A 22,548-nucleotide genomic window follows, 5' to 3' on the forward strand; every position below is an offset into this window, starting at 1 on the left:
CGGGGCGGGCGGGGCGGCGGGGGCGGGGCTGGCGGGGGCGGCGGGCGGCCGGGTCAACGGGTCCAGAGCTGGACGGCGAGGTCGGTCTTGGTGGCGCGGAACAGCTCGGTGCGCACCAGCCGGAGTCCGTCGGTCCGCAGCAGGTCGTCGTCGTCGGAGGCCACTGTCGCGCCGTCGCGGGCCAGCTGGCGCACCAGCCAGACCCGGGTCGCCCCCGCGGGCGGGTCGTCGGGCGGATAGCGCAGGTCAGCGCCCAAGCGGGTCGGAGCGGCGTAGACCGCGAGCCCCGCCGCGGACCGACCCTCCACCGCCACGACCGGCTCGCCGGGCCGTTGCTCGGCGAGCAGGAACGCCGCCACCTGGTCGGCCCGCTCCCACCGCGGCCGGGTCAGGGCGCGGACGTCGGCGACCACCCCCGCGACGACAAGCAGCACGAGCAGCCACCGCCGCCCGACGGCCCCGAGCGCCGCCACGACGGCGAGCCCGAGCAGCGTGGGCAGCAGGTAGCGCGGCACGAAGACCGGCCGCACCAGGTCGACGGCGGTCACGAGCACGACCGGCACGCCGATCCACGCCCACGCCAGCGGCCCGGCCGCGCGTGCCCCCAGCGCGACCGCGACGACCACCGGTAGGGCCAGAACCCCGCCGGTCCACGCGACCAGCGCCGACACCGGGACCAGCAGCCCCGTGGTCGTCAGGTAGCCACCACCGGACGCGCCGTGCGACAGGGCCAGCGCCACCAGCCCGAGGACCGGAAGCGCAGCGACCGAGACGGCGAGCACAGGAGCCTTACGGCGTACGACGAGAGCCGTTCCGAGCGCGAGCCCGCCGACGGCGGGCAGCGCGAACCAGTGCAGCAGCCCGGCGGCGCCCCCTGCCACGGCGAGCAGCCCGACACCCCCGCCCTGCACCACCCGGACGGCACCGAGCAGTGCGAGGGCGGTGGCGAGCAGCGCGAGGCCGTAGGGGCGGGCCTGCACCGACTGGACGACCATCAGCGGTGCGGCCGCCGCGAGCAGGCCGGCGACGAGTGCCACCGCCTGCCCGTGGAGCCGCTCGACGGCCCGCACCAGGACGGCGACGGCGAACACCGAGGCGAGCAGCGACAGCCCGCGTAGCCCGTCGAGGCCGTCGGAGCGCAGGTCGACCAGCGGCAGTCGTGACCACAGCCAGGCCACGGCGTAGTAGGGCCCGTTGAAGGCCGGCGGGTCGGTCAGCCAGGCCGTCGGCCCGCGACCGTCGGCGACGAGGCCGACGACATCACCGAGCGGCCGGTCGACCACCGCGACGGTGTAGAGCTCGTCGAACCACAGCCCGTGACCGCGCAGGACCTGCGTGGTGCCGAGGCCGCCCACCAGCACAGGGGGCAGCACCGCGGGCAGCAGCAGCGGGAGGTGCACCCGCCCGAGGGTAGGAGGGTGCTAGCGGGCGACGACGCGCAGCGGCTCCGCTGCCAGCTGGACCGTCTGCGGGACGGCCTGTGGCCCGGTCTGCTGCGCCGGGATCTCGGCGTCGGCGCCACGCAGGAGCGCGCGGACCTCGGACTCGCGGAAGCGCCGGTGGCCACCGGGAGTGCGGATGCTGCCGATGCGACCGGCGGAGGCCCACCGGGTCACCGTCTTGGGGTCCACGCGGAACAGCGTGGCGACCTCGCCGGGCGTGAGCAGGCGCTCGCGCCCGGGTGCGGTGCGGGCATCGTCGGCCATCGTCGTCATCCTCTCCCCCCGGTACGCCGACTGTGGCGCCCCGGACACCCCCGGTCAACGACCGAAACGCCCAGAAGTGACGGGACCGGACGCAGGAAGGTGGCCGGCGGGTGCCGTCGGGCGATATCCGGCACAAGTCGGACCCACCCGGACGGGTCATGCCGAACCCCCTCGGAACTGGTCCGGAAACAGCCCGAAAGGGCCATGGCGCCTGGGCTCGGCCGCGGCGATCCTCGACGCAGCCGCCGCAATTGGGACACGAGCGACACCCGCGACATCCCGGTCGGCATCGGGTCGGACCCGGACCTCCGGTCCCACCGAGAAGTCCACTGGCCGCCCACCGACCCGACCGTCCTCACGCCTAGGAGACCCCGTGCGCCCCCTCGTCCCCGCAGGAGCACTGCTGCTGCTCTGCGCCGCCACCCCCGCCCTCGCGACGCCGGCCTCCGCCGCGACCGCCGCCGTCGTCTCCCAGAAGGCCGCCGGCTCCGCCGAGTCGGCCCTCGGCCTGCTGTCGGTCACGGCCGCCGGCCACACCGTCGACGTCGCCACCATCGAGCTGATCAGCGACCGGCTGTCGGCGACCCCGGTCGCGAAGGTCGTCGTCACGCCGATCGCGGTCGACGACACCCCCTACGGCCAGCAGACGATCACGTCGGGCTCCTCGACAGTGCCGGCCCTGCCGGGCACGAGCATCCCGTCGGTGCCTGGTGTGCTGTCGGTCGGCTCGCCGGCCATCAACGCCGCCGCGTCCAACACCGACAGCGGCTCGACGAGCAGCGCGGGCGCCCAGTCGCTCGGCAGCCTGTCGGTCCTCGGTCTCACCGTCGACCTGTCCGGTGCAGCCGAGGCCGTCACCGGCGTCACGGGCACCGCCTCCACCGCGACCAAGCGCGTCCAGGTCACCGACCTCGCCCTGCCGAGCATCGCCGAGCTGCTCGCCGGTCTCGGTCTCGACCTCGACCTGCTGCCGCTCGACACCCTGCTCACCCTCGTCGACGAGCTCGGCCTGGTGCTCACCAGCGCTGTCACCACGGCCATCGAGGCGCTCGACGCCGCCCAGGCCGAGCTGACCGCCGCGACCGCGACGCTCACGGCCGCCCTCGCGCAGCTGTCCGCCGCGACGGCCGTCGTCGACACCGCCGTCGCGACCCTCACCAGCGCGATCGGCAGCACCGGCCTCACGGAGACGTCCATCGCGGCGCTGTCCGACGCCGCCCGGCTGCTCCTGCCCGCGGACGTCCTCACCGCCTTCGATGCCCTCGTCGCGGCCCGCTCCACCGCCGCAGCCCTCCAGGCCGCGGTCAACACCGCGCAGGCCGTCGTCGACGCCGCCCAGACCGCGGTCGAGACCGCCGTCGCCGTCGCCCTCGACGCGGTCGAGGCGCTCCTCGACGGCACCCCGCTGCTGTCCCTGGACAGCCTCGAGGTCTCGACCGAGGCGCTCGCCACGAGCGCGAAGGCCGGCGGCCAGCAGGCCTCCGTCACCGGCGGCGAGATCGTCGGGCTCAACGTGCTCGGCACCGACGTCCTCGACACCGTCCTCGGCACCAGCTCGGTCGACCTCCTCGAGGTCACCGACGAGGTCCTCGCCGAGGTCGACGGGGTCGTCGACGGCCTCACAGGGACGCTCGCCAGCGTGCTGTCCGACGTCGCCGGCCTCGAGCTGACGGCCCCGCAGATCGACGTCCTCGGCGCGGCGACCCGCATCGGTGTCGTCGACGGCTTCGGCGAGGCCGAGACGCTCGTCTCGGCCCTGTCGATCACGCTGCCGCGGATCACGCTCCCGACCTCGCTGTCGCTTCCCGGCGTCGGCGCGTTGCCCGCCTTCGAGGGCGTCACCGCCGTCAACGGCGCGCTGTCGAGCCTGGCCGGCTCGGTCGACCTCGTCACGCTCACCGAGCTGTCGCGCTTCCGCCCTGCCGTCACCAGCGCCCCGACCACGGGTACGCCGACGACCGCGCCGACCCTCCCGAGCACCGGTGGCGCCCCCGGCGCCCTCGTCGGCCTCGGTCTGCTGACCGCCGCCGGCGCCGTCCTCGTGGTCCGCCGCCGCACCGCAGTCCCCGCGGCCGTCTAGTCCAGCACCAGCACCACCAGCACCGCCCGAGGGCGGCCACCCGGGACGGGGTGGCCGCCCTCAGGCGTGTGTGACGGGACGCTCACCGGTCCGGGAGGAGCGCGCAGCGGCTCCGGCGTACGCTCTTGTGAAGGCATTCACAAGGGAGCGGTCAGCGTGGACACGGGCCTCAAGCAGGAGCTCGAGGACAAGGTCCTCGCCGGCGAGCGGCTCACCCGGGCCGACGGAGAGGCGCTCTACGCCTCCGACGACCTCGTGTGGCTGGGCGAGCTCGCCCACCTCGTCCGGACGCGCAAGAACGGCGACCGGGTGCTGTTCAACGTCAACGAGCGGCACGCGGAGCCGCAGCCGATGAAGGCCTGGACCTGAGCGACGTGAGCGAGCCGACTCCTGAGCCGGACCTCGAGCCCGAGGTGCCGGTGCGGGTCGGGCGCGCGTTCGCGTCGTACTCCGCCCTGCGGCTGCTGCTGTTCACGATCGTCGTGGCGGTGCTCTACGTCTTCGGGCTGACCGGGCTGCCGCTGCTCGGCACCGCCGTGATCGCGAGCGCAGTGCTGTCCTACGTCGTGCTGCGGCCCCAGCGCGAGGCGCTGGCCAGGGCGATCGCCGGGCGCGACGCCGACCGGCAGGCCGAGAACGCCGCCCGGCGGGCCCAGCTCGAGCAGTAGTGGCGTTGCTCACCCCGGATGTGGCGGCGAGGTGAGCAGGAGACCGGCGGTGCGCGGCGAAGTGATCGGGATCTGACCCCCGCTGAGCGTCGCGCCCCAGACCCGCGACTCAGCCCTTCGAAGGGCTCCACCCCCGTGCGCCGTCCCCTGCTCGCCCTGCTCGCCGTGGGCACCCTCGCCGCTGGACTGACCTTCGGTCCCAGCGCCACCGCCGCGCCGTTCGTCGACCCGCTCGGCTACGGCTTCCAGGGAGAGGGCGGCCTCGACGCCGAGACCCTCGACCAGCGGGTCGGTGCGGTCCTGCCGACCGTTGCTCAGCGCGCGGCCGTCGCCGCGCTCGGAGCCCGCGCCACCTGGGACCCGCTGGGCAGTCCGAAGGTCCTCACCCGTGACGACGCGGAGTTCCTCAGCGAGGCGCTCCCGGGCTCCCCGGCCGACGCCGCGCGGGCCTTCGTGCGCCGCCACGCTGTCGTCTTCGGCCTCTCCGAGGGCCAGACGTCCGCCGATCAGCTCGAGCTGATCAAGGCAGTGCCGCTCACCGAGGGCCCGCAGGCTCGCAAGATGATGGCCCGCGAGAGCGTCGACTGGTCCGACAACGCCCACGTCGTCAGCTTCCGCCAGCGCTACGCCGGCCGGCCGGCCGCGATCGACGGCCAGCTCACGGTGGCCCTCGACAAGGACAACCGGGTGGGCTTCGTCAGCTCCTCGGTGACCAGCCAGACCCAGGTCACCAACACCGCCCGCATCTCCATGGTCGACGCCTACCTCGCCGCCGCGAAGGACGCCCGCATCGCGATCGACCGCGACAGCATCGAGCTGCTCGGCACGGTGAACCCGCTCGGTCACCGCGTGCTCAAGCGGGCCGGCGTTGCCGACCAGCAGCTGGTCCGCCTGGTCGCGGTCCCGACGCCGCGCGACGGCGTGCGGCTGGCGTTCGAGGCCATCGTGCTGCGCAGCCTCACCGACGGGGTCGAGCACCCGCACGCCTACGTGTCGATGGTCGACGCACAGACCGGGAAGGTGCTGCACCGCAGCAACCGCCTGCAGCACCTCGCGGAGGCCGGCGCGGATGACGCCCCCGGTGCCGGCTCGGTGCCCTACTGGAAAGTCTTCCCGAACTTCCCCGACCTGCCGGTCCAGGGCACGGTCACGCCGGACAACCGCGAGTTCTGGTGCTTCACCGGTGGCACCGACTGCGCCCGGGTCCTCGGACCGGTCGGCGACGTCCCCAACGTCGCGAGCCCCTACGCCTACGACGAGAACCTCCTGCCGGACGGCACTCCGGTGCCCTCCAACAGCACCGACGGCAACAACGCCCGCACCGCGATCTCGCGGGTCAGCCAGCTGACCCCCGACACCGCCGTGCCCGCCCTGTCGGTGACCCGCGAGTACGACTTCGCCTTCACCGACCAGTGGCAGCAGAGCAAGTGCGACCCGGCCAGCTTCGTCTCGCCACAGCTCAACGACGCGGACGCCGCGACGGCCAACCTGTTCGTCATGCACAACCGCATGCACGACTGGGGCTACTTCCTCGGCTGGACCGAGGTCAACAGCAACTTCCAGAAGGAGAACGCCGGCTCCGAGGCCGACAGCGCCGACCGCGAGAGTGACCCGGAGATCGGCAACAGCCAGTCCGGCTCCATCGCGGGTGGCGCGACCTTCCTCGGCCGCGACAACGCCAACCAGATCACGCTGATGGACGGCTTGCCGGGCATCAGCAACCAGTACCTCTGGGAGCCCCTGCAGGCCGGCTTCTACCCGCCCTGCGTCGACGGCGACTACGACATGGGCATCGTCGCGCACGAGGTCGGCCACGGGATCCAGAACCGCATGACCGCAAACGGGAACGGTCTGTCCGGCGACCAGGCGCGCTCCATGGGCGAGTCCTGGTCCGACCTGTCGGCGATGGAGTACCTCAACGGCTACGGCTACGAGTACGGCACCGGCCTGCAGCGCTACTCGATCGCGGCCTACGCCGTCGGTGACGCCGTCCACGGCATCCGCAACTTCAACATGGCCGACAGCCCGCTCAACTACTCCGACGTCGACTACGACGGCAACGGCACGACGTCGCCGCACGCCGACGGCGAGATCTGGAGCGCCACCCAGTTCGACCTGCGCGCCGCGCTGGTCAAGAAGTGGGAGTCGCGCTTCGACAGCGACGACCAGGCGCTGCAGGCGCGCTGCGCCGAGGGCCTGCTGCCCTCCACCCAGTGCCCGGGCAACCGCCGCTGGATCCAGCTGATCCACGACGGCTTCCTGCTCCAGCCGTCCTCGACGAGCATGCTCGACAGTCGCGACGCGATCCTCGCCGCCGACAAGGTCCGCTACAACAGCGCCAACACCAAGGAGCTGTGGGCGGCGTTCGCCAAGCGCGGCATGGGCGCCGACGCCGAGTCCGTCTCGGCCAGCGACCACGACGTCGAAGCCGGCTTCCAGGACCCGGTCGGCAGCAACGGCCGCATCGTTTTCACGGCGACCGGCACCGGCGCGACCCTGCCCGAGGAGATCGAGGTCCACGTCGGCGCCTTCGAGGCGCGCACGACCCCGGTCGCGGTCCTCGCGGGTGCCACGCCCAGCCCGGCCCGCAGCTTCACCCCCGGCACCTACCGCCTCTACGTCGTCGCGGAGGGCTTCGGCCACCTGCGCGCCACGATGACGGTCACCGCAGGCGGCACCAAGACCGTCACCCTGCCGCTGCGTGCCAACCTCGCCTCCAGCACCAACGGCGCCGAGGCGACCGGTGACGGCGGCGGCCTGGAGTTCCTCATCGACGACTCCGAGGACACCAACTGGGCCTCGATCAACGAGGGCGACATCCGCGGCAAGCAGGTCACGGTGGACCTCGCCGGCGGTCAGCAGACCGTCCGCGAGGTGCAGGTCAGCGCCGTCAACCGGCCGGGCTTGTGCGACGGAGCGACCGGTGCCGACCCGACCGAGGTCGTGCAGTGCCAGGACGCCGAGGAGGCGCCCTACGACACCGGCGGCCAGAACCGCTTCGCGGCGCTGCGCTCCTTCGAGATCCTCACCTGCGACACGACGACCGGCTCGGCCTGCGAGCAGGAGGGTGACTTCACCTCCCGCCTCGTCGCGAAGGACGCCTTCCCGGCCGACCGCCCGCGCCCGACGGTGAAGGACCTCAGGCTGCGGACCTTCGCGATCCCGGAGACCAAGGCGACCCACGTGCGCATCAAGGTCGTCGACAACCAGTGCACCGGCGGCCCGGACTACACCGGTGCGGCGAACCCGGAGAACAACCCGCTGTCCGACCCGGACTGCGCCAACGGCGCGCTCACGACCGCCTCGGCGGCCGGTGCGCCCGCGACGACGACCAACAACAGCCAGCTCCAGCGGGTGCGCATCTCCGAGCTGCAGGTCTTCACCAGCCGCACGGCGGCGGCCCCGGTCGTCAACACCCCGCCGGTCGTCACCCCGCCCGTCGTCACGCCGCCGGTCTCGGCTCCGACGCTGCCCACCACCGGTGGCGTGCCGCTGGCGCTGCTCGGCCTCGGCCTGCTCGTCGGGGCCGGCGCGGTCGTCCGGGCGCGTCGCACCGCCTGACCGACCCGCTCACGCCGAAGGGCCACACCCCCGCGCGGGGTGTGGCCCTTCGGCGTACTCCGTGGTGCTCGGCTGTCGAGGAGCCGCCACCCGCGAGATGTGGCGATCATGCGGGCGTGGCCACGTTGCCGTGATCGTCACGTCCGTTCGGACCCGGGTACGACGAAGGCCCGCACCCCCCTCGGGCGCGGGCCTCTGTCGTGGCTGTCGGGCGGGCGGTGCCTAGAAGTTGGTGATGGTGCCCGTGACGGTGCCCTCGGTGGGCAGACCCGCGCAGGTGTCGGACAGGGTCATGCGGACCGAGACGAGGTTGGCGGACTTGGCGCTGACCTTGAGCGTGCCGGTGCCGCAGTAGGTGACGACGTTGCCGGCGTAGTCGTCGTTGGTGAAGACCTGCATCGCGACCGGCAGTCCGGTGGCGTCGACGGCGCTGAGCTTGACGGTCTTCTCGCCCTTGACGGTGTCGAAGTCGAAGCACTGGCCGGGGAGGTCGCAGTTGTTGAGGGAGAAGCTCGCCGCGACCGAGACGGTGCCGGCGGTGAAGGCCGTGTAGTCGAAGGTCACGGTGCGGGTGGTCTTCTTCGGCGGCTTGGGGGCGGCCGAGGCGGCCAGTGGGGTCGCGACGACCGCAACGGCGGCCAGCAGGGCGAGGGAGCGCTTCACGGGGTGTCCTTCGGTCGGGTGGTGCTGCTGGGTTCGACGCGATCAACGAGGCTCCTGCCTGCGAGTGACGCCGGCCGCCTCACAGCGGACTCACAGGCGACGTCCAGACTGGCGCCAGCGGGTGCGCGCACAGTGGTGGTGCACCCGGAGGAAGGACGTCGAGACGTGACCAGCACCAGCGCACGGCCCGAGGCCCGGCTGCTCGTCGTCGACGACGAGCCCAACATCGTCGAGCTGCTCTCGGCGAGCCTGCGCTTCGCGGGCTTCGAGGTGGCGACGGCTACCAACGGGCAGGAGGCGCTCACCACCGCACGGACCTTCCGGCCCGACGTTGCGCTGCTCGACGTGATGATGCCGGGCATGGACGGCTTCGAGCTGGTCCGGCGGCTGCGCGGCGAGGGGGCCCGGGTGCCGGTGCTCTTCCTCACCGCCTGCGACGCCACCGAGGACAAGGTGATGGGACTGACGCTGGGCGGCGACGACTACGTCACCAAGCCCTTCAGTCTCGACGAGGTGCTGGCCCGCATCCGCGCGATCCTGCGCCGCGTCGAGGCCGGCGCGGCCGGCGCGCCCTCGACGACCCTGGTCTTCGCCGACATCGAGCTCGACGAGGACACCCACGAGGTGTGGAAGAACGGCGAGCTGGTCGGGCTGTCCCCGACGGAGTTCACGCTGCTGCGCTACTTCATGGCCAACGCAGGCAAGGTGCTGTCCAAACCGCAGATCCTCGACCACGTCTGGCACTACGACTTCGGCGGTGACGTCAACGTCGTCGAGTCCTACGTCAGCTACCTGCGCCGCAAGCTCGACACCACCGAACCGCGGCTGCTGCACACCCTGCGCGGTGTCGGCTACGTGCTGCGCCTGCCCCGGTGACGGTCACGGCCCGTCGCCGGGGAGTCGCGGAGGCACTGCCGCTGCGGGTCCGCCTCACCGTCCTGCTCGTCGTCCTTTCCGGTGTCGGCCTGCTCGCGGCGGGCGCTGCCGCGGCGTCGTCGCTCAACGGCTACCTCGTCGGCCGGGTCGACGCCCAGCTCGTCGAGCAGGCCCAGCGGGGTGCACTGGGCGACGGCCAGATGGGACGGGGTGGCCGCGGGGGGCGCGGCGGTCCGCCCGGGCGGTTCTGGATCGGTGCGGTGGACGCCGGCGGTGACCTCGTCGGGGTGCTCGGCGACACCGGCCGCGACGGCGCCCCTGACCTCGGTGACCTCGCCGGCGCCGGGCGGCAGGGGCCGACGACGGTGCCCGACTCCTCCGGAGACGGGCAGTGGCGCATCGTCGTACGCCCGTTGTCGCTCAACGCCTTCCCGCGCGTCGCCGGGGTGGTCTACGCCGCCGACCTCGGAGACGTGAGGGGTACGACGAGACGGCTCGTCGCGCTCGAGCTCGGCGTAGGGCTGGTCGTGCTGGTCCTCGTCGCGGGCGCGGGCTACCTGCTGGTGCAGCGCTCCCTGCGGCCGCTGGTCGAGGTCGAGGAGGCGGCCGCCGCAGTGGCTGCCGGAGACCTCACCCGGCGGGTGCCGGCCCGGGACCCGCGCACCGAGGTGGGTTCGCTCTCGCGCTCGTTCAACGAGATGGTCGAGCAGGTCCAGTCGGCCTTCGCGACCCGTGCGGCGTCGGAGGCCCGGCTGCGTCGCTTCGCCGCGGACGCCTCCCACGAGCTGCGGACACCGCTCACGTCGATCCGCGGCTTCGCCGAGCTCTACCGCCAGGGCGCCGTCTCCTCCGACGCCGATGTCGCACGGGTCATGTCCCGTATCGAGGACGAGTCCGTGCGGATGGCCTCGCTCGTCGAGGACCTGCTGCAGCTCGCGCGACTCGACCAGCAGCGGCCCCTGGAGAGCGGGCCGGTCGACCTGCTGCAGCTCGCGACAGACGCGGTCCACGACGCCGCGGCCGTCGCCGGCGGTCGCACCGTCACCCTCGACGTCGTGGGCTCGGTGGCGCCCCTGGTCGTCGGCGACGAGGGTGCGCTTCGCCAGGTGCTCGCCAACCTGGTGAGCAACGCGCTGGCCTACACCCCTCCCGACGCGCACGTCACGGTGCGGGTCGGTGCGACGCGCGCGCCCGGCACCTGCGTCGCCGTCCTCGAGGTCGCCGACGACGGCCCGGGCCTGTCCGCGGCCGACGCCGAACGCGTCTTCGAGCGCTTCTACCGGGCCGACTCCTCGCGCACCCGCTCCGACGGTGTCGGCGGCAGCGGCCTCGGGCTGTCGATCGTCTCGGCGATCGTCACCGCCCACGGCGGGTCGGTCGACCTGCAGACCACCCCCGGTGAGGGTGCGTCCTTCCGCGTCCGCCTCCCCCTCGCTGCCCCCCTGACCCCTGCCCCCGCACCCTCCCTTGCGTCATAACCGCTGAGCGTGGGCATCTCCTGAGTTGCTAGGACGTAGTGAGGGTGGCCATCATCCGTTCGTACTCCCAGAAGGCCCGCAGCGACAGCAGCTTCCCGTCGCCGTCGACCTTGTAGACGATCACGCAGTCGCACACCGCCGACGCGCCGCCGCCGAGGTCGAGCGACAGCGACACGACGTTGGCGCACTCGTCGCCGGCCGCGTGCGAGTCGCGGATGTCGAAGGTGATCCCGGTGCCCGCGATGTTGGACTCCCAGAAGGCCTCGCGCGCCGCAGCGCCCCGGTGGCCGAGCCCGGTCGGGTCGAGCGGCGAGACGCCCACAGGGTCCTGGATCACGCCGTCCTCGGCCCAGAGCGCCAGCCAGGCCGCCTTGTCCTTGGCCTCCACCGCCGCGCGCGAGGCGAGCGCGGCAGCCCGGGCCGGGTGCTCGCTCACCACTTCTGGATGACGTCGGCGGCGAACTGCCGGATGCCGTCCTGCTTGGCCTCGAGCGGCCCGTCGAGCGGCACGCCGTAGAACAGCCAGGGGATCGTGACGATGTCGGTCACCCCGATGGACGCCAGGTCGCGGTAGCCGTCGAGCCCGAAGCGGTCCGACGACGCCAGCTGGAAGGTGAAGCCCTCGGTCGAGCGACCCGCGGCCTCGAGCATCGACGACAGCTCGGTGATGACCGAGCGCGCTTCGTCGTACCCCATCATCGCGCTGGTCCAGCCCTGCCCGAAGCGCACGGTGCGACGCAGCGCGATCGGGGTGTGCCCGCCGATGTAGACCGGCACCTGTGAGGGCGGCGCCGGCGCCATGCGGATCCGCCCGAAGGCCACCCGCTCGCCGGACATCTCCGCCCAGTCGCCGGACAGGATCGCGAGGACGGCTTCGAGCGACTCGTCGGTGTACTTCCCGCGGCCCTCGAAGGTCTGGCCGCACCACTCGAACTCCTCCTTGAGCCAGCCCACGCCGGCCCCGAAGGTGAAGCGGCCGCCGGACAGCACCGCGGCCGACTGGACCTGCTTGGCGAGCAGCACCGGGTTGCGGACAGCCACCTTGATGACGTGGGTGCAGAAGCGGATCCGCTCGGTCACCGACGCCATCGCCCCGACCGCGACGAACGGGTCGACGAAAGGGGTGTCCTGCGTCCACATCCGCGCACCGTCAGCGGTGTAGGGGTAGCTGTCGCTGACCTGCTCGGACCAGAAGATGCTGTCCGGCACCGCGACCTGCGCGAACCCCACCTCCTCCGCGGTCCGCGCGAGCGCGGCGTAGTGGGTCGGGTCGGTCATCGCGATCGCCATCGTGAACTGCAACGTGTTCCACCTCCGTCGGATGGCCGCACGCTATCGCCGCTCCTGCCCCCTGTCGTCCGCGGAGTCCCGCTGGTCAGGCCTGCCAGCGCGGCCGCGGGGCGGCCCGGGAGGATGCCCGCGTGACCGCCACCGTGCACTGCGCCGACGTGGTGCTCCCCATGAGCGGCGCGCCGCTCCGCGATGGGGCCGTCCTCGTCGTGGACGCGCTGGTGGTGGACGTGGGCCCACGTGCCGACGTCGTACGACGCGCAGGCGAGAGGGCGCGGGTGCGCAGGTGGCGCGGCGTGCTGCTCCCCGGGCTGGTCAACGCCCACACCCACCTGGCCCTCGGTCCGTCCTTCAGCGACCTGGCCCACCTGGCCCCGGACGCGGCCCTGGACGCGGCATCGGTCGCGTCCTGGCGCGCCCGCGTCGAGCAGCGAGCCGCGGCGATGGGACCCGACGAGCGGGCGGTCGAGGCCCGGGGCTCGGTCCACGCGGCGCTGCGGACCGGCACCACCTGCGTCGGGGACCTCGGCGTCGGCGGGGTCGCGGGTGCAACGGCGGGTGCACCGGCGGGTGGGCTCGCCGGTCGGTCGTGGCGGTCCGGGGAGGTCACGTCGTGCCCCCTCGCGCCGGAGCCGCCCTCGCCTCGATCACCGGTCGTGCTCCGGACGCGCAGCGACGCCCTCCTCGGCCTTCCGGAGAGGCCGGTCGCCCGGCTGCTCGACGACGGCACCCCGGTCGCGCTCGGCACCGAGTCGCTCGCGTCGTGCCCCGACCTCGACATGCTCGCCGAGGCGAGGGCCTGTCGCGACCTCGCTGCGCGACAGGGCCTGGAGCACTCGGCGACCGCGCTGCTCGTCGCGCTGACCAGCGGCGGTGCTGCAGTACTCGGTGTCGAGGCCGGGACCCTCTCCCCGGGCCGTCGGGCGGACCTCACGGTCGTCGACGTGGCGGGCCACCTGGAGCTCGGCGGTGCCTCGGGCGACGGCGATCGGGTCGGCGCCGCGCTCCTCGACGCGGCGGCGGCCGCGCTGGTCGAGCACGGCGCCGGGCGGTGCCTCGCCACCGTGCTCGCGGGTCGTCTCGTCCACCGCCGGGCCTGACTCGCCGTCGGCCGGGTGACGCCGGGCCGGCTCGCCTGACCCGGCGACGCGCGGGCGCCGTGCTTCGTGCCTACCCTGGGGTATGTCCATGACCGCGGAGACCACCGCGCTCGCGGTCTCCACCGTGCCGATGGCGGCCGCGGACCGGCCGGAGCACCTGCTCGACCTGCTCCCCGAGGCCGGTGCGCTCGCGTGGGTCCAGGACGGCGCGGGGCTCGTCGGCTGGGGCGAGGCCGCCCGGCTCGAGCTGACCGGAGCGGGGTCGTTCACCGAGGCGCAGACCTGGTGGGACGCACTCGTGGCGCGGACCACTGTCCTCGACGAGGTCGGCGTGCCCGGCACCGGCTTGCTGGCGTTCGGGTCCTTCGCCTTCGACCCGAGCCGCGGGACGTCGGTCGTCGTCGTGCCCGCGGTGGTCGTCGGGCGTCGTGGCGACACGTGGTGGCGCACGGAGATCGGTGCGGGCGGTCCGGACCCTGTCCGCACTCCACCGCGGGTCCCGTCCCCGGTGGTGTTCACCGACGGTGAGGTCACGGGCGCGCAGTGGATGACCGCGGTCGGTGAGGCGGTGGAGCGGATCGTGGCCGGCGACCTCGAGAAGGTCGTGCTGGCGCGTGCGCTCGACGCGCATGCCGACGAGCCGGTCGACGTGCGCCACCCCTTGCGGCGCCTGGCCAGGGACTACCCCGACTGCTGGGCCTTCTCCGTCGATCGGCTGATCGGCGCCACCCCCGAGATGCTGGTCCGGCTCGACGACGGCGTCGCGACCTCCCGCGTGCTTGCCGGCACGCTGCGGCGATCGGGCGACGCGACCCAGGACGCGCGGCGCCGCTCGTCGTTCGGGCGCTCGGTCAAGGACGTCGAGGAGCACGGCTACGGCGTGCGCTCGGTGGTCGACGCCCTGCGCCTGCACTGCGCCGACGTCGAGGTGCCGGACGCGCCGTTCGTGCTCGAGCTGCGCAACGTCATGCACCTCGCCAGCGATGTGCGGGGCGTCGTCACCGACGGCGCGACGTCGCTGGACCTGCTGTCGTCGCTGCACCCGAGCGCCGCCGTCTGCGGCAGCCCCACGGACGTGGCGCTCGAGGTGATCCGCGAGATCGAGGGCCTCGACCGTGGGCGCTACGCAGGGCCGGTGGGGTGGTTCGACGCATCCGGCGACGGCGAGTGGGGGATCGCGCTGCGCTGCGCCGAGGTCGACGGCTCCGACCCGAGGAGGCTCAGGCTCTACGCCGGGTGCGGCGTGGTGGCCGGCTCGCAGCCCCTGCAGGAGCTGGCCGAGAGCGACGCCAAGCTGGTCCCGATGCGCGAGGCCCTGCGGCCCTAGGCGCGGACCCCGCCCTCCCGACGGCAGCTAGGTCGTCGGGGTCAGGGCTACCGCCACCGCGCTGCGGACCTGCTGGTCCACGGCAGCGGCTGCGGCCCGGTCGGTCCGCACCTCGACGACTCTCGGACCGGCGGTGGACCCACGGGCGTCGAGCAGGTCGCGCAGCTGCTCGCGGGAGGAGGCGAGGGCGTACGGCGTGCAAGTGGCCGCGCACAGGGCCTCGAGATCCACGCGGTGAGGTGTGCCGAAGAGCCGCTCGAAGGCCTCCGCGTGCTCGGGGGCGCCCTGCTCGAGCAGCCCGAAGACGGCGCCACCGTCGTTGTTCACGACCACGACCGTGAGGTCGGGGCGCGGCTCGTCCGGACCGATCACGAGACCGTTCACATCGTGCAGGAAGGTCAGGTCGCCGAGCAGCGCGAACGTCCGCCGGCCGTGCGCCAGGGCAGCGCCGACGGCGGTGGACACAGTGCCGTCGATGCCAGCGGCGCCACGGTTGGCCAGCACCCGCAGGCCTGCCCGGCCGCCGACGAGGAAGAGGTCCCGCACAGGCTTGGACGACCCGACCACCAGCAGCTCCTCCGCGGCCGCCACCACTTCGGCGGCCACCAGCGGCTCGGCGCCCGGGCCTGTGGCCTGTCCACCAGCGTGCTCCGACCACACCCGCAGAGCCACGTCCCGGGCCCGTCGGCCTGCGACCGACCAGCCGTCGAGCCAGGCCGGGTCCACGGCGGCACCGGCTCCCGGGCTCGGCACCCCGGGGAGGACCCGGGCCGCCTGCCGTGCCGGGTCGGGCCAGGGAAGGCGGGTGGCGACCACGTCGGCGGGCGCCGACGCGACGAGTCGAGCCACGGCGCGCGACAGCGTCGGTCGCCCGACGACGAGCACCCGCTGGGGCTGGTGCGCCTCCAGCCAGCCCGGGACGCCGAGCACCAGCTCTGCGGCGCGCACCACGGGATCTCCCCAGGCGCTGCTCGAGGGCTCAGCGACCACCGGGAAGCCGCGGGCCGCCGCCAGCTCGAGCGCCGCCGCCCCGACCTCGGGGGCGCAGTCGCCGATCACCACGACGGTGCGGTCCGGCAGGTCGTCGGCCACGCCGACGGAGCGGTCCGGCACGACGACGGTCCAGGGCGAGCCGTCGGCACGTCCCTCCAGCGGCTCGACCCAGTCACCGCTCGTGGGGACCAGTGGTTCGCGCAGGCCGAGGTTGAGGTGGACGGGACCGTGCTCGGCGGCCGCGAGGGCGCGACAGGTCAGCGAGCGCCAGTAGTCGTTCTGGCCGGTCCGCTGCTCCGGGGTGCCCACCTCCACGAAGAGCCGGACGGCCCCGCCGTAGAGCCCGAGCTGGTCGACCGTCTGGTTGGCGCCGGTGCCCCGCAGCTCCGGCGGACGGTCGGCGGTGAGCAGCAGCAGGGGGACGGCGGCGTGGGCGGCCTCGAGCACGGCCGGGTGCAGGTTGGCCGTGGCCGTGCCGCTCGTCGTGACGACGGGCACCGGTCGGCCGGAGGCCTTGGCCAGCCCGAGGGCGAGGAAGCCTCCGGACCGCTCGTCGATGCGGACGTGCAGCCTCAGCCTCCCGTCCCGGTCGGCGTCGTGGAGGGCGAAGGCCAGGGGCGCCGACCGCGAGCCGGGGCACAGGACGGCCTCGCGCACGCCGCCCCGCACGAGCTCGTCGACGAGGACCCGCGCGAGGGCGGTGGACGGGTTCACGTCGACGAGTCTGCCGCGAGCACGGCCGTGCAGCGCGCCAGGCGGTCCCGCCACCACTGCTGCCGGTCCGCGGACGCGGCGTAGCGAGCCAGCAGCTCCGGCTCCGGCACGACCGCCCCGGCCCGCATCCGGCCGGGCCCGCTGTCGAGCAGACCGGCCTCGACGACGTCCCCCGTCATGAGGTTGGTCGTGGCGAGGCCGCAGGCGTAGGGGAGCTCGGGCAGTGCCGCCGCGAGCGCGATCCCGGCGCTGATGCCGACCGAGGTGTCGAGGGCGCTCGACACCACGACGGGCAGCCCGCACTCCTCTGCGATCCGCAGGGCGGGGCGCACGCCACCGAGCGGCGCGACCTTCAGCACGAGCAGGTCGGCCGCCCCGGCGCGGGCGACCCGCAGCGGGTCGTCCGCCCGGCGGACGCTCTCGTCCGCGGCGACCAGCGCGTCCACGCCGCCGTGGGCCAGGAGCACCCGCAGGCGCCCGAGGTCCTCGACGGAGGCGCAGGGCTGCTCGACGTACTCCAGCGAGAAGGCGGCGAGAGCGGTCACCGCGCGCACCGCGTCGTCGAGCGACCAGGCGCCGTTGGCGTCGACGCGCACCCGGCCCTGCGGGCCGAGGACCTCGCGCACGGCGGCGACCCGTGCGACGTCGTCGGCGAGCGACTGCCCCGCCTGGGCGACCTTGACCTTGGCGGTCGTGCAGCCCGCGAAGCGCGAGAGCACCCCGGCGACCTCGGCCGCGGTCACCGCCGGGACGGTCGCGTTGACCGGGACCTCGGTGCGGACCGGCTCGGGCCAGTCGCCGGCCACCGACTCCAGTGCGGCGGCCAGCCACAGCGCGGACTCGTCGTCGCCGTACTCGGGGAAGGGCGCGAACTCGCCCCAGCCACCGGGACCGCCCAGCAGCACCGCCTCGCGATGCAGGACGCCGCGGAAGGGGACGCGCATGGGCAGCGACACGACGTGCACCTCGTGCACGGCCTCCAGGGCGTGGCTCCCGGTCGTGCCCAGCACCCGCATCCCCCTAGTGTTGACGTCGTGGTCGCCACTGTGTCAGAGCTGTTCGATCCCTCCGTGTGGCAGGAGGTCCCGGGGTTCGAGGACCTCCAGGACCTGACCTACCACCGCCACACCGCCCCCGGCCGCGAGGGTGCCGTCGTCCGCGTCGCCTTCGACCGGCCCGAGGTGCGCAACGCCTTCCGCCCCGGCACCGTCGACGAGCTCTACCGGGTGCTCGACCACGCGCGGATGTCCCCGGACGTCGGGTGCGTGCTCCTCACCGGCAACGGCCCCTCACCCCGCGACGGCGGCTGGGCCTTCTGCTCCGGCGGCGACCAGCGGATCCGCGGGCGGGCCGGCTACCAGTACGCCTCCGGCGACACCGCCGAGAGCGTCGACCCGGCGCGGGCCGGCCGGCTGCACATCCTCGAGGTGCAGCGGCTGATCCGGACCATGCCCAAGGTCGTCATCTGCGTCGTCCCCGGGTGGGCGGCCGGCGGTGGGCACAGCCTGCACGTGGTCTGCGACCTCACGATCGCGAGCGCCGAGCACGCGCGCTTCAAGCAGACCGACGCCGACGTCGGCAGCTTCGACGGGGGCTACGGCAGCGCCGGTCTGGCCCGCCAGGTAGGCCAGAAGTTCGCCCGCGAGATCTTCTTCCTCGGCCGGGAGTACACCGCCGAGCAGATGCACCGGATGGGCGCGGTCAACGAGGTGGTGCCGCACGCCGACCTGGAGAGGGTGGCGATCGAGTGGGCGCAGGAGGTCTGCCGCAAGAGCCCGACCGCCCAGCGGATGCTCAAGTACGCGTTCAACGCGGTGGACGACGGGATGGTCGGCCAGCAGGTGTTCGCCGGTGAGGCGACGCGACTGGCCTACATGACCGACGAGGCGGTCGAGGGGCGCGACGCCTTCCTGGAGAAGCGCGACCCCGACTGGTCGCCCTACCCCTACTACTTCTAGGTCGACCCGGCGTGCTCGCGGCGGAGCCGACTCTCGCGACGGTCGCGGCAGCGCTTGTGGGCCACGGCCCGCCGCTGCTCACGACCACCGACCTCCGGGTCGTCGCGTCGATGCGTCCGGACGAGCCCCTGGAGCACGACGACATCGCGTTCGTCGTGCCCACCTCCGGGTCCACCGGCGAGCCGAAGGGCGTGCTGCTCACGGCTGCGAGCGCCCTGGCGTCGGCCGAGGCCGCAGCCAGCGTCGTCGGAGCAGGCCAGTGGCTGCTGGCGATCCCCGCGACGGGCGTGGGTGGCCTGCAGGTCCTCGTCCGCTCGGTCGTCGCGGGCACCGAGCCGGTCCGGCTCGCGGGGCCCACGACCGTCGAGGCCTTCGAGGCCGCGACCGCGCGGCTCACCGGCCCGCGCCGCCTGGTGTCGCTGGTGCCCACCCAGCTCCAGCGTCTGCTGGGCAGCCCGGCGCTGACGGCGTACGACGCGGTGCTGCTCGGAGGGGCGGCGGCGCCGGCAGCCCTGCTGAGGCAGGCCCGTGACGCGGGGGTGCGGGTCGTGACGACCTACGGCATGAGCGAGACCAGCGGCGGGTGCGTCTACGACGGCGTGCCGCTCCCAGGTGTCCGGGTCGAGGCGGGGGAGCCGATCCGGTTGTCCGGACCGGTCGTGGCTCGCGGCTACCGGCTGCGGCCCGACCTGACGGCAGCGCACTTCGACGGTGACCGCTTCACGACGAGCGACCGCGGCGAGGTCGTGGACGGTCGGCTCGTGGTCACCGGTCGGGTCGACGACGTCGTGGTGACCGGCGGTGTGAAGGTGCCACCGGCGGCCGTCGAGGCGGCCCTCGCCGACCACCCCAGCGTCGTGTCGGTCGCCGTGGTGGGCGTCCCCGACGCGGAGTGGGGGCAGCGGGTCGTGGCCGTGGTCGTCCTGTCGGGGCCGTTGGGCCTCGACGAGGCTCGCGACCACGTCGCGGCCGCACTGCCGCGCAGCCACGCCCCCCGTGAGCTCAGGGAGGTCGACGCGCTGCCGCTGCTGCCGTCGGGCAAGATCGACCGCATGCGGTTGCGCGGATGACGACGACGGCCCAGTGGGTGGAGGGGGCGCGGCCGCGGACCCTGCCGGCGGCCCTCGCGCCGGTGCTCGTGGGCACGGGCGCTGCGGCGCTCGTCGACGCGGTCCGTACGCTGCACGCGCTGCTCGCCCTCGTGGTGGCGCTCGCGCTGCAGGTCGGCGTCAACTACGCCAACGACTACAGCGACGGGGTCCGCGGCACCGACGCCGACCGGGTCGGTCCGCTGCGGCTGGTGGGCTCCGGCACGGCCTCCCCGGCCGCCGTCCGGGCCGCGGCGATCGCGAGCATCGGCGTCGCGCTGCTCGCCGGTGGCGTGCTCGCGCTGCTGACGACGCTGTGGCTCGTCCCCCTCGGCGTGGTGCTCGTCGCCGCGGCCTGGGGCTACACCGGCGGCGCCTCGCCCTACGGCTACCGCGGCCTCGGCGAGGTCTCGGTGTTCGTGTTCTTCGGGCTCGTCGCGGTGACGGGCACGACCTACGTCCAGGCCGAGCGCGTCACGGCGCTCTCCGTCGTCGGCGGGATCTCCTGCGGCGCCCTGGCCTGCGCGATCCTCGTCGCCAACAACCTGCGCGACATCCCCACCGACGTCGTCGCCGACAAGCGCACCCTCGCGGTGCGGCTCGGGGACGCGCGGACGCGCACCCTGTACGCCGGTCTGCTGCTGTCCGCCGCCGTCGTCACCGTGGCGGCGACCGCGGCGACGCCCTGGGCGCTGCTCGGGCTGCTCGCGGCGCCGCTCGCCCGCGATCCCCTGCAGCGCGTCCGGCAGGGCGCGACCGGTCGCGACCTCGTCCCGGTCCTGGTCGGCACCGGCAGGCTCCAGCTCGCCTACGCCGTGCTACTCACCGTCGGGCTCCTCCTCGACTGAGACCGCGCTCGCCCTCGGCGCTGCGACTAGGGGCGAGTGGCTCGGTGCAGCGCGACGATGCCGCCGGTGAGGTCGCGCCAGGCGACCGCGCCCCACCCGGCCCGCTGCAGGTCCTGGGCCAACGATGCCTGCGCGGGCCAGGCCCGGATCGACTCGGCGAGGTAGACGTAGGCGGCTGGGTCGCTGCTCACGCGGGAGGCCACCGCCGGCAGCGCCTTCATGAGGTACTCCACGTAGACGGTGCGGAACGGCTTCCACGTCGGGTGGCTGAACTCGCAGACCACGAGCCGGCCGCCGGGCCGCGTCACCCGCAGCATCTCCTGCAGCGCCACCACGCGGTCCGCGGTGTTGCGCAGCCCGAAGGAGATCGTCACCGCGTCGAAGGACGCGTCGGCGAAGGGCAGCCGCAGCGCGTCACCGGCGACCAGCGACACCCCCCGGTGGCCGGCGCGGGCACCGACCCGCAGCATCCCGAGGCTGAAGTCGCAGCCGACCACCGACGCGCCCGACGCGGCGAGCGCGGCGCTGGAGGTGGCGGTCCCCGCGGCCAGGTCGAGGACCCGTTCGCCGGCGCGCAGGTCGAGCGCAGAGCGCACCGCGACCCGCCAGCCGCGGTCCTGGCCGAGCGACAGCACGGTGTTGGTGAGGTCGTAGCGCGCGGCCACCTCGTCGAACATGGCGGCCACCTGGGCCGGGTCCTTCTCGAGCGTCGCGCGGGTCACGCCACCATCCTCCCAGGAGGTCCCGGCCGCGCGCGAACCGGGAGTGCCACCTCACCGTGCAGCCCCTACACTCGACCACAGCGCTCGTGAAATCTTTCACAAGCGCCAGAACGGAGCCCCGGTGACCACCTCAGCCGTGCAGGACGCGGACGTCGTCGTCGTCGGCGCCGGCCCCGGCGGGAGCGCTGCCGCGCAGCTGCTCGCCCAGTCCGGCCTCGACGTCCTCGTGCTCGAGAAGACCGCCTTCCCCCGCGAGAAGGTCTGCGGCGACGGCCTCACGCCGCGCGCGGTCAAGACCCTCGTCGACATGGGCATCGACACCACCGACGCCAACGGCTTCATCCGCAACCGGGGCCTTCGCATCATCGGCGGCGGCGTCAAGCTCGAGCTGCCCTGGCCGGAGCTCGCGTCGTACCCGAGCTATGGCCTGGTCCGGCCGCGGCTGGACTTCGACGACCTGCTCGCCCAGACCGCGCAGAAGGCCGGCGCCCGGCTGCAGACCCTCAGCACCGTGACCGGCCCGGTCGTCGAGAACGGCCGCATCGTCGGCGTCACCGCGAAGGTCGGGCCCGACAAGGTCGAGACGACCTACCGCGCGCCGGTCGTCATCGCCGCCGACGGCGTGAGCGCCCGCCTCGCGCTCTCGCAGGGCATCCACAAGCGCGACGACCGCCCGATGGGCGTGGCCGTGCGGCGCTACTACGAGAGCCCCCGCCACGACGACGACATGCTCGAGTCCTGGCTGGAGCTGCGCACCCCCGACGGCGACCTGCTCCCCGGCTACGGCTGGGTCTTCGGCGTCGGCGACGGCACGTCCAACGTCGGCCTCGGCATCCTCAACACCACGACAGCCTGGCAGGACACCAACTACAAGGACCTGATGGCGCGCTGGACGGCGTCGATGCCGAGCGAGTGGCAGTACGACGAGGAGCACGCGCGCGGCCCGATCCGCGGCGCCGCCCTGCCGATGGGCTTCAACCGCCAGCCGCACTACCGCGACGGCATGCTGCTCGTCGGTGACGCGGCGGGCGCGGTCAACCCGTTCAACGGCGAGGGCATCGCCTACGCCCTGGAGTCCGGCCGGTTGGCCGCCGAGGTCGTCGTGCAGGCGCTCGCCCGCGCCGAGGGCCCGGCCCGCGAGCGCGCCCTGGAGGCCTACCCGGCCGCCATGAAGGCGCAGTACGGCGGCTACTACACGCTCGGTCGCGTCTTCGTCGGCCTCATCGGCAACCCGCAGGTCATGAAGCTGGCGACGAAGTACGGCCTGCCGCGCCCGCTGCTCATGAAGTTCACGCTCAAGCTGCTCGCCAACCTCACCGACCCGCGCGGCGGGGACGCCCTCGACCGGGTCATCAACGGCATGGTCAAGCTCGCCCCGGCGGCCTGACGGCATGACCCCACCCGTCGCGCACCCGGCCGCGACCCGTAGGCTGCCCCGTCGGGTCGCCCCCCGCCTTCCTGCACGTCCCGCCCGAG

General features: G+C 74.0%; 19 protein-coding genes and 1 pseudogene. 12 read left to right on the forward strand and 8 right to left on the reverse strand.

Going from position 1 to position 22,548, the window contains the following annotated elements:
* Positions 1–53: 53 nt before the first annotated feature.
* Both Q8R60_17985 and Q8R60_17990 read right to left on the reverse strand, forming a co-directional pair.
* Positions 54–1,400 (reverse strand): glycosyltransferase family 39 protein, encoded by a 1,347-nt coding sequence (locus tag Q8R60_17985; GenBank protein MDP3714366.1) that lies wholly within the window; start codon positions 1,398–1,400, stop codon positions 54–56.
* Between the two features lie 87 nt (positions 1,401–1,487).
* A pseudogene (locus Q8R60_17990) lies at positions 1,488–1,706 on the reverse strand (BldC family transcriptional regulator).
* A gap of 373 nt (positions 1,707–2,079) precedes the next feature.
* Between Q8R60_17990 and Q8R60_17995 the strand changes: the two are divergent.
* The 4 genes from Q8R60_17995 to Q8R60_18010 all read left to right on the forward strand — a co-directional run bounded on the left by Q8R60_17995 (position 2,080) and on the right by Q8R60_18010 (position 8,015).
* Entirely contained in the window at positions 2,080–3,786 is a 1,707-nt protein-coding gene (locus tag Q8R60_17995; protein MDP3714367.1) for a hypothetical protein, read from the forward strand.
* Between the two features lie 156 nt (positions 3,787–3,942).
* Positions 3,943–4,155, forward strand: coding sequence for a hypothetical protein (locus Q8R60_18000; GenBank protein MDP3714368.1), 213 nt, complete (start codon positions 3,943–3,945; stop codon positions 4,153–4,155).
* 5 nt (positions 4,156–4,160) lie between these two features.
* On the forward strand, positions 4,161–4,454 hold the full coding sequence (locus Q8R60_18005; GenBank protein ID MDP3714369.1) for a DUF4229 domain-containing protein: 294 nt from the start codon (positions 4,161–4,163) through the stop codon (positions 4,452–4,454).
* 135 nt (positions 4,455–4,589) lie between these two features.
* The gene (locus Q8R60_18010; GenBank protein ID MDP3714370.1) at positions 4,590–8,015 is read left to right on the forward strand and encodes a M36 family metallopeptidase; all 3,426 of its coding nucleotides are present in this window, start codon (positions 4,590–4,592) and stop codon (positions 8,013–8,015) included.
* Between the two features lie 222 nt (positions 8,016–8,237).
* On the opposite strand, the gene Q8R60_18015 is transcribed toward Q8R60_18010, so the two are convergent.
* Complete coding sequence (locus tag Q8R60_18015) at positions 8,238–8,678, reverse strand: hypothetical protein (protein ID MDP3714371.1); 441 nt, start codon at positions 8,676–8,678, stop codon at positions 8,238–8,240.
* 165 nt (positions 8,679–8,843) lie between these two features.
* Here Q8R60_18015 and Q8R60_18020 point away from each other — a divergent pair, with 165 nt between their 5' ends.
* Both Q8R60_18020 and Q8R60_18025 read left to right on the forward strand, forming a co-directional pair.
* Positions 8,844–9,554 (forward strand): response regulator transcription factor, encoded by a 711-nt coding sequence (locus Q8R60_18020; protein MDP3714372.1) that lies wholly within the window; start codon positions 8,844–8,846, stop codon positions 9,552–9,554.
* On the forward strand, positions 9,551–11,032 hold the full coding sequence (locus Q8R60_18025; protein ID MDP3714373.1) for a HAMP domain-containing sensor histidine kinase: 1,482 nt from the start codon (positions 9,551–9,553) through the stop codon (positions 11,030–11,032). The genes Q8R60_18020 and Q8R60_18025 overlap by 4 nt, the downstream gene beginning before the upstream one ends.
* A gap of 28 nt (positions 11,033–11,060) precedes the next feature.
* On the opposite strand, the gene Q8R60_18030 is transcribed toward Q8R60_18025, so the two are convergent.
* Together Q8R60_18030 and Q8R60_18035 are read right to left on the reverse strand one after the other, a co-directional pair.
* Entirely contained in the window at positions 11,061–11,468 is a 408-nt protein-coding gene (locus Q8R60_18030; protein MDP3714374.1) for a nuclear transport factor 2 family protein, read from the reverse strand.
* The gene (locus Q8R60_18035; GenBank protein ID MDP3714375.1) at positions 11,465–12,310 is read right to left on the reverse strand and encodes a TIGR03619 family F420-dependent LLM class oxidoreductase; all 846 of its coding nucleotides are present in this window, start codon (positions 12,308–12,310) and stop codon (positions 11,465–11,467) included. Before Q8R60_18035 ends, Q8R60_18030 begins: the two co-directional genes overlap by 4 nt.
* Positions 12,311–12,453: 143 nt before the next feature.
* Between Q8R60_18035 and Q8R60_18040 the strand changes: the two genes are divergently transcribed.
* Positions 12,454–13,422, forward strand: a complete 969-nt coding sequence (locus Q8R60_18040; GenBank protein ID MDP3714376.1) for an amidohydrolase family protein — start codon at positions 12,454–12,456, stop codon at positions 13,420–13,422.
* A gap of 88 nt (positions 13,423–13,510) precedes the next feature.
* Positions 13,511–14,749: an isochorismate synthase gene (locus Q8R60_18045; protein MDP3714377.1), complete on the forward strand. Its 1,239-nt coding sequence runs from the start codon at positions 13,511–13,513 to the stop codon at positions 14,747–14,749.
* 27 nt (positions 14,750–14,776) lie between these two features.
* Here Q8R60_18045 and menD read toward each other — a convergent pair whose 3' ends face one another.
* On the reverse strand, positions 14,777–16,456 hold the full coding sequence (gene menD / locus Q8R60_18050) for a 2-succinyl-5-enolpyruvyl-6-hydroxy-3-cyclohexene-1-carboxylic-acid synthase (GenBank protein MDP3714378.1): 1,680 nt from the start codon (positions 16,454–16,456) through the stop codon (positions 14,777–14,779).
* Complete coding sequence (locus Q8R60_18055; GenBank protein ID MDP3714379.1) at positions 16,453–17,472, reverse strand: o-succinylbenzoate synthase; 1,020 nt, start codon at positions 17,470–17,472, stop codon at positions 16,453–16,455. Before Q8R60_18055 ends, menD begins: the two co-directional genes overlap by 4 nt.
* 18 nt (positions 17,473–17,490) lie before the next feature.
* Here Q8R60_18055 and Q8R60_18060 point away from each other — a divergent pair, with 18 nt between their 5' ends.
* From Q8R60_18060 to Q8R60_18070, 3 genes are read left to right on the forward strand one after another with little or no spacing between them, the layout of a single operon-like run.
* On the forward strand, positions 17,491–18,414 hold the full coding sequence (locus Q8R60_18060) for a 1,4-dihydroxy-2-naphthoyl-CoA synthase (GenBank protein ID MDP3714380.1): 924 nt from the start codon (positions 17,491–17,493) through the stop codon (positions 18,412–18,414).
* An 11-nt stretch (positions 18,415–18,425) separates the two neighbouring features.
* A complete protein-coding gene (locus tag Q8R60_18065; protein MDP3714381.1) occupies positions 18,426–19,484 on the forward strand; it encodes an AMP-binding protein in 1,059 nt (352 codons plus the stop codon).
* Entirely contained in the window at positions 19,481–20,350 is an 870-nt protein-coding gene (locus tag Q8R60_18070; protein MDP3714382.1) for a 1,4-dihydroxy-2-naphthoate polyprenyltransferase, read from the forward strand. The genes Q8R60_18065 and Q8R60_18070 overlap by 4 nt, the downstream gene beginning before the upstream one ends.
* Before the next feature lie 26 nt (positions 20,351–20,376).
* On the opposite strand, the gene Q8R60_18075 is transcribed toward Q8R60_18070, so the two are convergent.
* Positions 20,377–21,072: a demethylmenaquinone methyltransferase gene (locus Q8R60_18075; GenBank protein ID MDP3714383.1), complete on the reverse strand. Its 696-nt coding sequence runs from the start codon at positions 21,070–21,072 to the stop codon at positions 20,377–20,379.
* Positions 21,073–21,193: 121 nt separating this feature from the next.
* On the opposite strand from Q8R60_18075, the gene Q8R60_18080 reads away from it, so the two are divergent.
* Positions 21,194–22,459, forward strand: a complete 1,266-nt coding sequence (locus tag Q8R60_18080) for a geranylgeranyl reductase family protein (protein ID MDP3714384.1) — start codon at positions 21,194–21,196, stop codon at positions 22,457–22,459.
* The last annotated feature ends 89 nt before the right edge of the window (positions 22,460–22,548 follow it).

The organism is Mycobacteriales bacterium (genome assembly GCA_030697205.1).
In the GTDB taxonomy this organism is placed as follows: Bacteria; Actinomycetota; Actinomycetes; order Mycobacteriales; family SCTD01; genus JAUYQP01.